The sequence below is a fragment of the Flagellimonas sp. CMM7 genome (assembly GCF_021390195.1).
GTDB lineage: Bacteria > Bacteroidota > Bacteroidia > Flavobacteriales > Flavobacteriaceae > Flagellimonas.
Genome location: NZ_CP090003.1, coordinates 1,284,544 through 1,299,936 on the forward strand (window position 1 = coordinate 1,284,544; position 15,393 = coordinate 1,299,936).

Genomic DNA, 15,393 nt, shown 5'->3' on the forward strand with positions numbered 1-15,393 from the left:
ATAAAGATTGTAAAGAACTCCTTACTCCATTGGGGCATATAAAATGGGTCTACTTGGACTGGCATCATTTTCAAAAGGGGCAACATGGAGATTTAAAAAATAGCAACCATCTTCTATCTCATTTCCTACATATATAAATTCTGTGATTGTCGAACTTAACCTTGGTTTACCTTTCATTTTCCAAAAGGCGTTATGCGCCAAAAGAGCGCCACCATCTTTTTCTTTGTCCACAGAAGGAAGGTCAATTAGTAAGTGTGATATCTCCTTATCAACCAAATAATTAGCCGCCGCCTCTAACAGGTAAGGTGGATTTTCATTGGAGTACTTCATCGACTTCTTGTTTTCAAGGTTTGGAATGGTCCTAATAATCAACGCTTCTCGTTTTTTATTACCCAAAGCATATTTTAATTGCTTTTCCGATATCACAAAATCTTCTCCAGATTTTTCTGGGGCAACAGTGATCACTTCTGCCAAGAAAAAGAATTGTTTTAAATTTTGGTTCACAGAGTAAAACGCCTCAGTAATATGACCCAAACATTCGGTATGCGTCACATGAGAATGTGGATTGAACCAAATGTCATTAAAATTGGTAGATGCTCCCTCCGAAACCTTTCCTATAAAATCTCCGTCTTGATGTGGTTCAATTTTCGGTGAATCAAGATACCACGCATTCACGTTATCGCTCCCACCCTTAAGCGGGATTGAAATATCCAATGGCTTGGATAAATCGATTTTATAATTCTTCGAATTGTATTTAATGTTAGCAATCATGATTCCAAATTAATCATAAAAAGGTCCGATGCAATTCCATCGACCAGAAACTTTCCTTTTTTGGTTGCCAACAACTTTCCGTCATCCACAAAAAGTAGATGCCCCTCCAAGTATTTTTCGGCCTGCTTGTTTAAATAATCAAGACAAGTCTGTCCAAAATCAAGTTCAATTTTTTCCAGTGAAACTCCCCAGATAGTTCGCAACCCAGTCATGATATATTCATTATATCTATCCGTTTTGGACAAGGTTTCCTTTTCCAGCGGTAGTTGTTGCATTTCCAGTGCTTTGATGTACTTTGGGTTGTTCCTGATGTTCCAACTCCTATTCTGTCCATCAAAAGAATGTGCTGAAGGACCAATACCTATATATTTCTTTCCTTGCCAATAAGAAGTATTGTTTTTTGAAAAATAATCTTGTTTTCCAAAATTGGAAATCTCATAATTTACATAGTCATTCTTCTCTAAAACTTCTACCAATATATTGAACTGTTCCTGTGCCTGTTCGTCATCTACATCAGCCACTATTCCCTTTTCTATAAACTTTTTAAGTGCTGTTTTTGGTTCAATAGTTAAGGCATAACTAGAGATATGAGGAAGTTCAAAAGAAAGGGCTTTTTCAATATTCGCTTTCCATCTTTTGTTATCCATACCAGGAATCCCGTAAATTAAATCGATTGAAATATTATCAAAGTAATCAGTCGCCACCGATAAAGATTTGATGGCTTCATTTGATGAATGCGCTCGGTTCATCAATTTTAAATCCTCATCAAAAAATGATTGGACACCTATACTTAGGCGATTAATAGGGCTTTTAGATAACTCAACAATTTTATGATCGGTTAAATCATCAGGATTGGCCTCTAAAGTAATTTCAGGATTTTCAACAACCTGATAATTTTCATAAACAGCCCTTATTAAGGTTTCTACTTCGGCTATATTTAAAACTGAAGGTGTCCCGCCTCCAAAATATATAGTTTCTACGGTATTATTTTTAAACTCATCTTTTCGGAGTTCAATTTCCTTTTTGATTGCCTGTATCATGGCCTCTTTTTTTCCCAATTGCGTAGAAAAATGAAAATCGCAATAATGACAGGCTTGTTTACAAAACGGCACATGAATATAAATCCCTGCCATATTATTTTACCTTTTTAGGGTTCTGCTTTACAAAAGCGTCCCATCCGGTGTAGTGCTTCCCAACCTCAACACGGCCTTCATTATAAAAATGGCAGACAGCAGCAGCAAGTCCATCCGTACTGTCTAAATTTTTAGGCAGTGTTTTCAACTTCAACATGCTTTGAAGCATTTTGGCCACCTGTTCCTTGCTTGCATTCCCGTTACCTGTAATGGACATTTTAATTTTTTTGGGCATATACTCCGTAATAGGAACTTGTCTGAAAAGTCCCGCAGCCATAGCCACCCCTTGGGCACGACCTAGTTTGAGCATGGACTGCACATTTTTTCCAAAGAACGGAGCCTCTATGGCAATCTCATCAGGATGATAGGTATCTATGAGCTCCAAAGTACGTTCAAAAATGAGTTTTAGTTTGGTATAGTGGTCGCTATATTTTTTAAGCATCAATTCGTTCATCTGAACAAAATGCATTTGCTTATTAATCACCTTGATGATTCCAAAACCCATAACTGTTGTTCCCGGGTCTATTCCTAAAATGATTTTTTCCGTTGCCAAATTTTAATTGGTGTTTACTACTATGGGAAGTCTAAATCGTAAACTTACCGGTGTTCCTCTTTTTAGTGCTGGGGCCACTGTTAAATCTCGCAACCTGCTAGTTACCTCAGCATTGAATTCTTCAATTTCGTTAAGGATATTTGGATTTTCCTCTATGTTTAAAACGGTGATAAAGCCATGTTCATCAATTAAAAAATCAACATACAAGGTATCGTTTAAATCAGTATCGACCTGAAATTGTAAGCTGTCCAATGCTTGTGAAAAATGATTCAAAATTTCACTTTGAAAGCAATCCCGTTGAGCTTGTTTGGCCGCTGTTTCATCACAATTATCAAATAGTGGATATTGGTCCACATCGTTCCAATCAATCGCCAAAAGTTCTTCATTGACCATTTTTTGGGTCTTGTCCTCTTTGGACATGAACAGTTCGCAAGAAGCGAGCAGACCAAAAAAACTTAACACAACCAACTTACGCATACAACCCCAAATATTTGGTTGAAATTACGATTTTTTGATCATATTTCTTTAACTCTTTTTTGTCTGGATACTAGTTCTTCCTGTAACAAATAGCTACTATATTTGTCTTATAGTCAAAACCAAAAAATGGACATTGCTTTACTTGTTTTGGGGTTTCTTTTAATGTTAATTGGAATATTAGGTAGTTTTCTACCTGTATTACCTGGTCCACCAGTGAGCTGGGTGGGGTTGCTACTCCTTTATTTGACCAAAGCTGTTCCTGACGATTGGTGGATGCTGGGCATAACGCTCTTTTTTGCGCTGCTGATCACCGTAATGGATTATTTGATTCCGGCAATGGGGACTAAAAAATTTGGCGGCAGTAAAGCTGGAATGTTAGGAACCGTAGTTGGGTTATTGGTCGCTATATTTTTTCCTATACTAGGACCGTTCGGAATTATCATTTGGCCCTTTGTTGGGGCATTAGTTGGCGAACTTATTAACAAGGCCGATCAAAAAACTGCATTGAAAGCTGCTTTTGGCTCCTTCTTAGGCTTTTTGACCGGAACATTTATGAAGTTCTTGATAGGCGTAATCTACTTTGGAATCTTTATTTGGAAAGCCATTGAATATAGTCCAGAGTTGTTCACCTTCAATTAATCAAGCCACTCTGTTTTTTCTTCAATAGGAGTTCTTGCTGATGGTTCTACTGGATCATCATAATACCCCATATATAGAAATCCTAGGCATTTTTCTCCTTCTTTTAGATTGAAAAACTCATCCATGTATTTTACCAAACCAGGAGAGCTCCAATAACATCCAATTCCCATTTCGGTGCAGCAAAGCCACATATTTTGAACAGCCATTGCAGTTGCGGCCAACTCTTCCCATTCGGGTATGCATTCATTAGGATCACGCTGCATGCAAATAGCAATTACCGCTCCTGAACGAGCAGGATTATCTTGCAGTTTTTGAATTTTTATTTGCTTGGGTTTGGGATCCACTTCTTGGTATTTGTCCGATAGAAATTTGCCCAAAGCTATCTTTTTATCACCCATTAACACCTTAAATCGCCAAGGTTCGGTCTTTTTATGGGTAGGTGCCCAGTTGGCTGCTTCCAACAGCTTCTCAATGGTTTCTTTTGAGATAGATTTGTTATTATATTGAGCTGGAAAAACACTTCGTCTTTTCTTAATGATATCAAATGCCATAATCAATTTTTAAGCTTTTCAAAGGTACACCTTGAAACACTTTTATATCATATTTTCATAAATAAATCCATGCAGTTTTGCAGAGCAGGATTCCGATTATCCTCTTTCCAAACCATAGATAAAATAGCCCGTTGCTTAATCTTTTTGAGTTCAATGAATTTTACTTTCATTTGAAAACCGTATTGCAACGCAGTGGGCACTATTGCAATCCCCAATTTATTTTCCACCAATTTAAAGACAGTTTGGGCATGCACTGATTTATGGGAAACATTGGGTGAAAAACCAGCATCCTCGCAAATGCTCAAAACAGTATCATAATATTGAGGGCTGTAATCTTGAGAGAAAAGGATAAAATCATCGGTAGCAACTTGATCAATGTTTTTAAATTCTTTCTCATTCAATATATGATCCGCTGGCAACACCAATGAAAAGGTATCTTCAAAAACAGGTTTCAATTTCAGCCCTTTTGGCACTCTGGACAATCGTACAAACCCTAAATCCAATTTATCCCTTAGAATAGCACTTATCTGAGCCCTATTAGAAAGTTCTTCTAAGCTGGTATGTATAAACGGAAATTTTTCCTTTAAGTCCAGCAATAAATTTGGTATTACATTCTGCATTGCAGAGCCTAAAAACCCAATTCTAATTTCACCCAAATGCCCTTCACCAATAAGCTTTAATTGTTTTTTGGTCTGCTCCAAATGGTTCAGTATAAACTCTACCTCACCCTTTAAAAATGCTCCTGCCGGGGTTAACCTAACTTTCTTCTTATCTCTAATAAATAGTTGTGTTTGCAGAATTCCTTCCATCTGCTTGATTTGCGTACTCAACCCAGGTTGGGATATAAACAGCTTTTCTGCTGCCTTTCTATAGTGCAATTCTTCGGCCACAGCCAAGAAATAAATGAAATGTCGTAGCTCTATTTGATAATTCATGGTTATTAAATACTACAAAAATAAGTATTGGTAATTATTAATAACGCTCAGTACCTTTATAAATCTCAAATTAAGTTTATGCAACTACCAAAAATATTTCATTTTGGCGAACATCATCTAACTGCAAGTATTGCTTTAGGCATTGCCAAAAGTTCGGTCAAAGGAATAATATCACCGGATTATCTCAAGAAAATAGAAGAGAGTAATCTTCGTGTTCAAAATATCGTTGCCAAAGGTGATACCGTTTATGGTATCAATACAGGCTTCGGACCTTTATGCAATACCAAAATTTCCAAGGAGGATACTAAAATTCTTCAATCTAATATTCTACAAAGTCATAGTGTTGGAGTGGGAAAACCCATATCTGAACAACTTGCCAAACTGATGCTTATCTTAAAAATACATGCACTTGCAAAAGGATATTCGGGTATCGCGGTTGACACCATCAAAAGAATGCTTTGGCATTTGGAACATGATGCCATTCCGGTAGTTCCATCACAAGGTTCTGTGGGAGCATCTGGAGACTTGGCCCCTCTCTCTCATTTATTTCTTCCACTAATAGGACTGGGCAAAGTAAATTACAAAGGTGAAACCATTACTACCGATCAGCTATTTAAGAAAACCGGACTTCAATCTTTGGGACTTGGTCCAAAGGAAGGTTTGGCGCTCATCAACGGCACACAATTCATTGCTGCACACGGCGTTTTGGTCTTGCAAAAATTGCAGTATTGCCTAAGACATGCCGATATTATTGGAGCTATGATGCTGGAAGGGCTTCAAGGCTCTATGAGACCTTTCCATGAGGAACTGCATGCCCTTCGACCCTTTAAAGGCAATCAACATGTGGCCGGAAGAATACGAACACTGCTCCAAAGTTCCGAAATTTTGGAAGACCATATCGACTGTGAACGAGTCCAAGATCCTTACTCGCTTCGTTGCATGCCTCAAGTACATGGTGCATCTAGGAATACCTGGTTGCACTTAAAAGAACTATTGGAAGTGGAACTTAATTCTGTTACTGACAATCCAGTAATCATCAATGATGAGTTGACCATAAGTGGAGGTAATTTTCACGGACAGCCCTTGGCCATGGCTTTGGACTACGCAGCACTGGCAGCTTCAGAATTAGGGAGCATTTCGGACCGAAGAATCTATTTGGCACTCGAAGGAAATAGTCCAGGAGTCCCTAAATTGTTGATGGAGGATACTGGAATCAATTCTGGATACATGATTTTACAATACACCACGGCAGCATTGGCCAGTGAAAATAAAAGTCTATGTTTTCCGGCGAGCGCGGATAGCATCCCAACCTCTTTAGGACAAGAAGATCATGTGAGCATGGGGTCTATAAGTGGAAGAAAAGCACTTCAGATCATAGAAAATGTAGAAAAGATATTAGCTATTGAGCTGTTAACCGCCGCTCAAGCCTTTGAATTCAGAAAACCTTTAAAATCGGGGGTGGTATTGGATGAAATTCATAAATTCATAAGAACCAAAGTCACCTTTGCAGATAGCGATCGTGTTTTTGCTGATGATATTGAAAAAGGAATAGAAACCATTCAAAAAGGTGAAATTATTGCACTGGTAGAACAAACCATGAAAGTAAAAAACCTTCAATGGAACGCTCCTTATCTGGAAGAATTTGAAACATACTAACACATGAGCAAACCACTATTAATAGGTCCATTTACACAACTGCTTCCAATGTCAGGTTTACCCTTTAAAGGAGCGTTGTCTGATGAGCAATTGGTAATCATTGAAAATGGGGGCATTCTTATTTCCGATGGAAAAGTCATGGAAGTTGGTGTTTTTGAAGATTTAAAGTCTGATGCTGTCGATATCCACCATATTGAAGGGCAACATGTTTGTCTTCCAGGGTTTGTAGATTCCCATACCCATATCTGTTTTGGTGGCTCGCGGGCCAAGGATTACGCCTTTAGAAATTCTGGGAAAACTTACTTAGAAATTGCAAAAGCGGGTGGTGGCATCTGGGATACCGTAACACAGACTCGAAAAGCTTCCCAAGAAGATTTAACTGAAGGTATTGTTTCAAGAAGCAAAACCCATTTAGAAAATGGTACAACAACGATAGAAGTAAAAAGTGGTTATGGCCTTTCAATTGATGAGGAACTCAAAATGCTAAGGGCCATCAAACAAGCAGAGAAAAAAACACAAGCAGATTTAGTGGCAACATGTTTGGCCGCCCACATGAAACCAAAAGATTGGAATAGCGACAAAAATTATCTGGAAGAAATCGCCTCACAACTGTTCCCTATATTAAAATCAGAAGGACTTAGCAATCGGATTGATGCTTTTATTGAAGAAAGCGCATTTTCTACTCTAGAGATAGCACCCTATTTTAAGAAAGCTAAAGCAATGGGATTTGATATCACCGTACATGCAGATCAATTTACTACTGGCGGAAGTGAAATAGCCATGCATTTTGGTGCAATAAGCGCAGACCATTTGGAAGCCAGCACCGAGAATGAAATTCAATTATTAGCCAACAGCAATGTCATTTCCACAGCCCTACCAGGAGCTTCATTAGGTTTGGGGTGTGCCTTTACCCCTGCCCGTAAATTGTTGGATGCAGGTGGAGCTTTGGCCATTGCCAGTGACCATAATCCTGGTTCGGCACCCATGGGTCATTTATTGACTCAGGCAAGTATTTTGGGAACCTTTGAAAAGCTCTCAAATACGGAAGTATTGGCCGGGATTACATTCAGGGCTAGTGCTGCTTTGAATTTAGCGGACAGAGGTACATTAGAGCCAAATAAACTTGCTGATTTTGTTGTTTTTCCAACCGACAACTATCAAGAAATCACCTATCATCAAGGGCAATTAAAACCCAATATGGTTTGGAAAAAAGGCGATAAGATTTATGAAAGAAATTAAAATGACTACGACATTGACCGCATTCCAAAAAAGCATATTACAAGGTATTCCTTCGGAATTACCTCTCAAAAAAGCATATCCCAAAAACGGAAACCCAGCTCCCAAACGAAAAGACATTTTATCAAAAGAAGAGAAAAAACTGGCAGTTCAAAATGCATTGCGCTACTTTCCAAAGGATTGGCATGTGGAACTGGCCAAAGAATTTGCCAGTGAACTTAATAGTTATGGAAGAATCTATATGCATCGGTTTAAACCAGACTATGAGTTATATGCCAGACCTATTTCCGAATATCCCGCGGAGACAAAACAGGCTGCTGCAATTATGCTGATGATTCAGAACAATCTTGATCCCGCCGTAGCCCAACATCCTGAAGAACTTATTACTTATGGTGGTAATGGTGCAGTCTTTCAAAATTGGGCGCAGTACTTGTTGACCATGAAATATTTGGCAGAGATGACGGAGGAACAAACCTTGCATATCTATTCAGGGCATCCCATGGGATTATTCCCCTCTTCTAAAGAAGCCCCCAGAGTAATCGTCACCAATGGCATGATGATTCCCAATTACTCTAAACCCGATGATTGGGAAAAATTCAATGCTCTAGGGGTTACCCAATACGGTCAAATGACAGCAGGGTCTTATATGTACATTGGACCGCAAGGTATTGTTCACGGCACTGCCATAACCGTAATGAACGCTTTTAGAAAAGTATTGAAAAAAGACGAATCACCTAATGGAAAGGTGTTTTTAACCGCTGGTTTAGGTGGCATGAGTGGCGCACAGCCTAAAGCTGGGAACATTGCAGGCTGTATTACCGTTTGTGCGGAAGTTAATCCCGAAGCTGCCAAAAAAAGACACGAACAAGGTTGGGTTGACGAGTTATTGACTACGATACCTGCCCTAGTTGAAAGAACCAAGGAAGCTATTGTAAAACAGCAAGTCGTGTCCTTGGCTTATATAGGCAATATTGTGGAAGTCTGGGAACGTTTTTACGAAGAAGAGATTTTTGTTCACTTGGGATCAGACCAAACTTCCTTGCACAATCCTTGGGCTGGGGGTTATTATCCGGTTGGCCTGTCTTTTGAAAAGGCTAATGAAGTGATGGTTGAAAATCCATCCGAATTTAAAAAACAAGTACAAGAATCTTTACGAAGACAAATAAACGCCATCAACAAGCATACAGCAAAAGGCACTTACTTTTTTGATTATGGAAATGCCTTTTTATTGGAAGTTTCTCGAGCTGGAGGCAATGTAATGGCTGAAAACGATATTGATTTTAGATACCCATCTTATGTTCAAGATATTTTAGGACCCATGTGTTTTGATTATGGTTTTGGACCTTTTAGATGGGTCTGCACTTCTGGAGACCCTAAAGACCTACAGCGAACAGACACTATTGCTTTAGAGGTCATGAAAGAAATCAAGGCCAATGCTCCTGAAGAAATTCAACAGCAAATGCAGGACAATATTACATGGATCAGTGAGGCAGAACAGAATAAATTGGTTGTGGGTTCCCAGGCAAGGATTCTGTATGCAGATGCTGAAGGACGTGCGAAAATTGCAGAAGCTTTTAACGATGCAATAACCCAAGGGCAACTTACCGCTCCAGTAGTGCTTGGTAGAGATCATCATGATGTTAGTGGTACCGATTCTCCCTTTAGGGAGACCAGTAATATTTATGACGGCAGCAAGTTTACAGCAGATATGGCCATTCATAATGTGATAGGCGACAGCTTTAGAGGCGCTACTTGGGTATCTATCCATAATGGTGGTGGCGTAGGTTGGGGCGAAGTAATAAACGGAGGCTTTGGAATGGTCTTGGATGGCTCTGAAGAAGCATCCCGTAAATTAAAAAATATGCTGTTTTATGATGTAAACAACGGTATTTCCAGAAGAAGTTGGGCTAGAAATAAAGAGGCTTTATTTGCCATAAAACGTGAAATGGAACGAACTCCCAATTTAAAAGTAACTTTACCTAATCTAGTTGAGACAGATATATTGAACCATCTTTTTGATGCATAATGAAACACTACACAAATCCAAATGCAACTATTTGGCATGGAAGAGTCAGTAATAAGTACCTGTACCTCCATGAAAAAGTGCGGTGCACACCTTTAAGTGAAATTTCTGAGCCTACAAAAAGATCAATTGCACTATTAGGATATGCTTGTGATGAAGGAGTAAAACGGAATCAAGGTAGGGTTGGAGCAGCAAAAAGCCCTGAGGTCATTAAAAACAGTTTAGGAAAATTTCCCAACCATCTTGCCAATACCGTACTACTATATGATGCTGGTACAATAGTTTGTATAGATAGAGATATGGAAGCTACCCAAAAGGAGCTTTCCAAAGCCGTTACTATGCTTCTAGAAAAAAAACAGTTTCCCATTGTTTTGGGTGGCGGCCATGACATGGCCTATGGACATTACCATGGGATTCAAAACTACTTGGATTCAAAAAAAGAAGGGCAGACAATCGGAATCATTAATTTTGATGCGCATTTTGACCTTCGAAAGCCTACGGATAATAACAATTCCGGAACCCCATTCTACCAAATTGCAAAGGAATCTGAAGAGGAAGGAATCGATTTTAACTATCTCTGCCTAGGAATCCGAAAAGACGCCAATGACCGTGCACTTTTTCAAACAGCCAAAGAGCTAGATGTAAAATATGTACTATCTGACACCTTTCAGATACAGTATTTAGATGAGATCAATACATGGATCAATGCCTTTATCAAAAATGTGGACAAGGTCTATGTAACCATAGATCTAGACGGTTTTTCATCTGCTTACGCACCTGGAGTAAGTGCCCCCTCTCCTATGGGATTCACACCCCAAATTGTCGTGGAATGCCTTAAAACCATTATTGGTTCGGGAAAATTGATTAGTATGGATGTTGCCGAGATGAATCCTAAATATGATATTGATGGGCAAACGGCAAAACTGGCCGCATCATTACTTCACCACATTATACACACTATCTACTAGAACTTATTCCAACAAAAAAAGCCTTCCATATGGAAAGCCTTTCATTGGTGAGCATCGTTTGATGCTTCAACCTGATTCCAATCCAATAAATAGATTGAAATCCAACACAACACAGCAAAGATATAAATGATTTTTCGATAAACAGCAGATACAGCTCAATGTACTTCTTTTGATGGAAAAAATCCATTTATTAGGAATATTTCCATAAATTAGCCTTCCTTCTCAACTAAACAATGAAAAAGACCATTCTACATTTAGACCTGGATACTTTTTATGTATCTGTAGAACGTATCATCAATACGGAACTAAAAAACCGCCCTTTATTGGTAGGTGGTACCAGTGACCGTGGTGTGGTGGCAGCATGTAGTTATGAGACCAGAGGTTTTGGGGTACACTCTGGTATACCCATGAAAATGGCAAAGGAATTATGCCCTGAGGCTGTGGTTATTCGTGGCAATGCGGGTACATATAGCAAGTATTCTGATGTGGTCACAGAAATCATCAAAGAGCATGTTCCTGTCTTTGAAAAGTCAAGTATTGATGAATTTTATGCAGATCTCTCTGGCATGGACCGCTTTTTTGGTTCATATAAGTATGCCTCAGAAATGCGGCAAAAAATCATCAAAGAAACTGGGTTACCGATTTCATTTGGACTTTCAGTTAACAAAGTCGTTTCCAAAGTGGCTACCAATGAAGCCAAACCCAATAACCAGCTCAGAATAGATTTTGGTCTTGAGAAACCATTTCTGGCTCCATTATCTATAAAAAAAATTCCAATGGTGGGCGACAAAACCTATCAGACACTAAGGAATTTGGGCATACGAAAAGTAAAAACTGTGCAAGAAATGCCCATGGATATTATGCAACGGGTATTGGGTGCCAATGGAAGGATAATTTGGAAACGGGCCAATGGCATGGACAACACCCCAGTAATTCCTTTTTGTGATCGAAAGTCCATCTCCACAGAACGCACTTTTGACCGTGATACTATTGATGTGACCAAGTTAAAAGGCATTTTGATTGCCATGACAGAAAACCTGGCCTACCAGCTACGTAGAGGGGACAAACTAACAGCTTGTATTGCCGTAAAGATTCGGTATTCTGACTTTAATACGTATTCCAAGCAATTACGAATCCCCTATACAAGTGCAGATCATATTCTTATTCCAAAAATTCTAGAATTGTTCAATATTCTTTATAGCAAACGCATGTTGGTGCGTTTGATCGGTATACGCTTTAGCCACCTGGTATCTGGCAACTATCAAATCAACCTGTTTGAAGATACCGAAGAAGCATTAAATCTATACCAGGCCATGGATTATGTGCGAAATAGATTTGGAAGTCGGAGTGTGGTAAGGGCCTCTGCCATGGATGCCAAAACTATAGGCAGCATGCACAACCCATTTAACGGTCAGCCACCTGTGGTTTTGGCTCACAGAAAACAATAAAATATGTACCTCAACTGCCACACCTATTTTAGCATGCGTTATGGAACATTTTCCGAACTGGAACTGCTAGAACTCGCCCAACAAAACCAAGTGACCCAATTGGCTTTAACCGACATCAACAATACTTCTGCCTGTCTCAATTTTGTGAGAAAAGCACCAGAATATGGAGTAAGGCCTATTTTGGGAATTGATTTTAGAAATGGCGTGGAACCCTGTTTTATAGGAATTGCCCAAAACAACGAAGGGTACTTAGAACTCAACAATTTTTTATCCCAACATATCCATGAGGAACATGAAATTCCGCAACGAGCTCCAGTGTTCAAAAATACATTTGTAATCTATCCTTTCGAACAAGTATTGCTCTATGAATTAGAAGATTTTTTAGCACATGAATTTATAGGGATTTCCATCCATGATTTAAGAAGGTTACCTTTTTCAAGGTTGATTAGATTGAAAGATAAATTGGTGGTACAACAAGCCGTTACTTTTCGTAATAAAAGTGATTTTAATGCACACCGTTTGTTGCGCGCTATTGATAATAATGTGCTTTTGAGCAAACTCCCAAAAGAGCAAGAAGCTAATGAAGATGAAAAAATGTTTTCTGTACAAAACTTGGCAGCAGCTTTTTCAGAATACAGTTTCGTTCTAGAGAACACCGAAAAGCTCCTCAACCAATGTAGTATCCATTTCGATTTTTCAAAAGGGCGAAAACCGCAAAATCTCCAAAGTTATTTGGGCAGCGTGGAAGAAGATGAAAAGCTGATTGAAAAACTGTGCTTCGAAGGGCTTCCATATCGATATAAGATAGTTGATGGCTCCATTCAAAATCGATTGGACAAAGAATTAAAGCTCATTAAAAAAATGGGCTTCGTTTCCTATTTCCTCATTAATTGGGACATTGTATCCGAAGCCCGGCGAAGGGGATTTTATTATGTGGGACGTGGTAGCGGTGCCAATAGTATTGTTGCATATTTGCTCCGTATCACCGATGTGGACCCTATGGAATTAGATTTGTATTTTGAGCGGTTTATCAATCTATATAGAGCCAATCCACCAGATTTTGATATAGATTTTTCTTGGAGAGACCGGCCGGACATGACCCAATATATTTTTGAACGTTTTGATCATGTGGCTCTTTTGGGAACCTATGTCACCTTTAAAGAACGAGGGGTAATTAGGGAACTAGGAAAAGTTTTTGGGCTCCCTGCGCAAGAAATTGATTTCTTGTCTACTGGCAGATATAATCTTTCCCAATTAGATAATGTTTCCAGACTCGTCCTCAAATATGGTGCACTATTAAAAGGAAAACCCAATTACCTCAGCATTCATGCCGGGGGTATTTTAATCAGCGAAAAACCATTACATTGGTTTTCTGCCACTAATTTACCTCCAAAAGGATTTCCTACTACGCAATATGACATGGTCATTGCAGAAGATGTTGGCCTTTACAAATTTGATATTTTGGGGCAGCGCGGATTAGGGAAAATAAAAGAAGCTCTAGAAATCATTTCCTACAATCAGCCAGAAAAACATCAAGAAATAGACATCCATAACATTAAAGGTTTTAAAACGGACATTACTATAAATAACCTTATTAAAACAGCACAATGTATGGGATGCTTTTATGTGGAATCGCCTGCTATGCGGATGTTGCTCAAAAAGTTGGAAGTGGATAATTATCTGGGATTGGTGGCTGCCAGTTCCATTATTCGTCCAGGAGTAGCAAAAAGTGGTATGATGCGAGAATACATCTTGCGACATCGTAACCAAGGAAGAGCTGAGGAAAAAGCACATCCGGTAATGTTGGACATTATGCCAGACACCTACGGTGTAATGGTCTACCAAGAAGATGTGATTAAAGTAGCCCACCATTTTGCCGATTTGGATTTGGGAGAAGCTGATGTACTGCGAAGGGGTATGAGTGGAAAGTTTCGATCGCGTGAGGAGTTCCAGAAAGTGAAGGATAAATTCATCTCCAATTGCAGAAATAAAGGCTATGCCGATACTCTCATTTTTGAAATTTGGAACCAAGTGGCCAGTTTTGCAGGCTATGCCTTTGCCAAAGGACATTCCGCCTCTTATGCTGTAGAAAGCTATCAAAGCTTATATCTAAGAGCATACTTTCCTTTGGAATACATGGTTGCCGTACTCAATAATGGAGGAGGTTTTTACCGTTCCGAATTTTATATTCACGATGCCCGTATGATGGGTGCCACAATCCATCCACCATGTATCAATAACAGTGATGTATCCAATCGCATCTATAAGAAACATATTTATCTCGGAATGATGTATCTGCGAGATTTAGAAAGTAGGGTGATAGAACGAGTTTTAAAAGAGAGAATTCTACATGGTAACTTTGCTTCTTTAGAAGACTTCCTGGATAGAGTGACTATTTCTGTAGAGCAACTGTCAATTCTTATCCGTATTGATGCATTTCGGTTTACCGAAATCAACAAACATGAATTACTATGGAAAGCCCATTTGATATTATCCAAAAATGATCGTTTGGAGCACCCAAAATTATTTCCGCCCCGGCATCAAAAGTTTCAGATTCCAAAACTACATACCACAAATCTTGAAACTGCCTTTGAACAATTAGAACTATTGGGGTTTAGTTTGTGCAGTCCTTTTGAGCTATTGGCAGACCTTCCAAAAAATACCAACGGACAGCAAGACTTAAAACGCTACCTAAACAAACACATCGATATTTATGGCTACTTGATAACGGTAAAAAACACCAGTACCCACAATGGCAAGTGCATGCATTTTGCCACGATGGTAGATCAACATGGGGAAGTATTTGATACGGTTCTTTTTCCTCCTGTTGCAGCAAAGTATCATTTTAGAGGAAAAGGTATCTATCGGTTTTATGGCAAAGTGGTAGAAGAGTTTGGTTTTTTGAGCATTGAAGTCGTTAAAATGCAAAAACAAGATTATATTGCTGACCCTCGTTATGCGGATATGAAAACTAGCAAGAAGTTATTAAAGAATAAGTCTTAA

General features: G+C 39.0%; 13 protein-coding genes. 7 read left to right on the forward strand and 6 right to left on the reverse strand.

What is annotated here, in order from left to right:
* Positions 1–21 precede the first annotated feature (21 nt).
* The 4 genes from LV704_RS05850 to LV704_RS05865 are packed head-to-tail and all read right to left on the reverse strand — an operon-like array spanning position 22 to position 2,934.
* On the reverse strand, positions 22–771 hold the full coding sequence (locus tag LV704_RS05850) for a cyclase family protein (RefSeq protein ID WP_163421281.1): 750 nt from the start codon (positions 769–771) through the stop codon (positions 22–24).
* Positions 768–1,904, reverse strand: coding sequence for a radical SAM family heme chaperone HemW (hemW, locus tag LV704_RS05855; protein ID WP_163421280.1), 1,137 nt, complete (start codon positions 1,902–1,904; stop codon positions 768–770). The genes LV704_RS05850 and hemW overlap by 4 nt, the downstream gene beginning before the upstream one ends.
* Position 1,905: 1 nt before the next feature.
* Positions 1,906–2,457, reverse strand: a complete 552-nt coding sequence (gene ruvC / locus LV704_RS05860) for a crossover junction endodeoxyribonuclease RuvC (protein WP_163421279.1) — start codon at positions 2,455–2,457, stop codon at positions 1,906–1,908.
* 3 nt (positions 2,458–2,460) lie between these two features.
* Positions 2,461–2,934 carry a hypothetical protein gene (locus LV704_RS05865; RefSeq protein WP_163421278.1) on the reverse strand — a complete coding sequence of 158 codons (474 nt, stop codon included), beginning with the start codon at positions 2,932–2,934 and terminating at the stop codon, positions 2,461–2,463.
* Positions 2,935–3,060: 126 nt separating this feature from the next.
* Here LV704_RS05865 and LV704_RS05870 point away from each other — a divergent pair, with 126 nt between their 5' ends.
* On the forward strand, positions 3,061–3,573 hold the full coding sequence (locus tag LV704_RS05870; protein ID WP_163421277.1) for a DUF456 domain-containing protein: 513 nt from the start codon (positions 3,061–3,063) through the stop codon (positions 3,571–3,573).
* Here the strand turns inward: LV704_RS05870 and LV704_RS05875 are convergent.
* Together LV704_RS05875 and LV704_RS05880 are read right to left on the reverse strand one after the other, a co-directional pair.
* Positions 3,570–4,124, reverse strand: coding sequence for a nitroreductase (locus LV704_RS05875; RefSeq protein ID WP_163421276.1), 555 nt, complete (start codon positions 4,122–4,124; stop codon positions 3,570–3,572). The genes LV704_RS05870 and LV704_RS05875 overlap by 4 nt on opposite strands.
* A gap of 47 nt (positions 4,125–4,171) precedes the next feature.
* Entirely contained in the window at positions 4,172–5,059 is an 888-nt protein-coding gene (locus LV704_RS05880) for a LysR family transcriptional regulator (protein ID WP_163421275.1), read from the reverse strand.
* Between the two features lie 78 nt (positions 5,060–5,137).
* Here LV704_RS05880 and hutH point away from each other — a divergent pair, with 78 nt between their 5' ends.
* The 6 genes from hutH to LV704_RS05910 all read left to right on the forward strand — a co-directional run bounded on the left by hutH (position 5,138) and on the right by LV704_RS05910 (position 15,393).
* On the forward strand, positions 5,138–6,715 hold the full coding sequence (hutH, locus tag LV704_RS05885) for a histidine ammonia-lyase (RefSeq protein WP_163421274.1): 1,578 nt from the start codon (positions 5,138–5,140) through the stop codon (positions 6,713–6,715).
* 3 nt (positions 6,716–6,718) lie between these two features.
* Positions 6,719–7,954: an imidazolonepropionase gene (gene hutI, locus LV704_RS05890; protein WP_163421273.1), complete on the forward strand. Its 1,236-nt coding sequence runs from the start codon at positions 6,719–6,721 to the stop codon at positions 7,952–7,954.
* Entirely contained in the window at positions 7,941–9,977 is a 2,037-nt protein-coding gene (locus LV704_RS05895) for a urocanate hydratase (RefSeq protein ID WP_233782153.1), read from the forward strand. Before hutI ends, LV704_RS05895 begins: the two co-directional genes overlap by 14 nt.
* Complete coding sequence (gene hutG, locus LV704_RS05900) at positions 9,977–10,942, forward strand: formimidoylglutamase (protein ID WP_163421272.1); 966 nt, start codon at positions 9,977–9,979, stop codon at positions 10,940–10,942. The genes LV704_RS05895 and hutG overlap by 1 nt, the downstream gene beginning before the upstream one ends.
* Before the next feature lie 233 nt (positions 10,943–11,175).
* Positions 11,176–12,390, forward strand: a complete 1,215-nt coding sequence (gene dinB / locus LV704_RS05905; RefSeq protein ID WP_163421271.1) for a DNA polymerase IV — start codon at positions 11,176–11,178, stop codon at positions 12,388–12,390.
* A gap of 3 nt (positions 12,391–12,393) precedes the next feature.
* The gene (locus LV704_RS05910) at positions 12,394–15,393 is read left to right on the forward strand and encodes a DNA polymerase III subunit alpha (RefSeq protein ID WP_163421270.1); all 3,000 of its coding nucleotides are present in this window, start codon (positions 12,394–12,396) and stop codon (positions 15,391–15,393) included.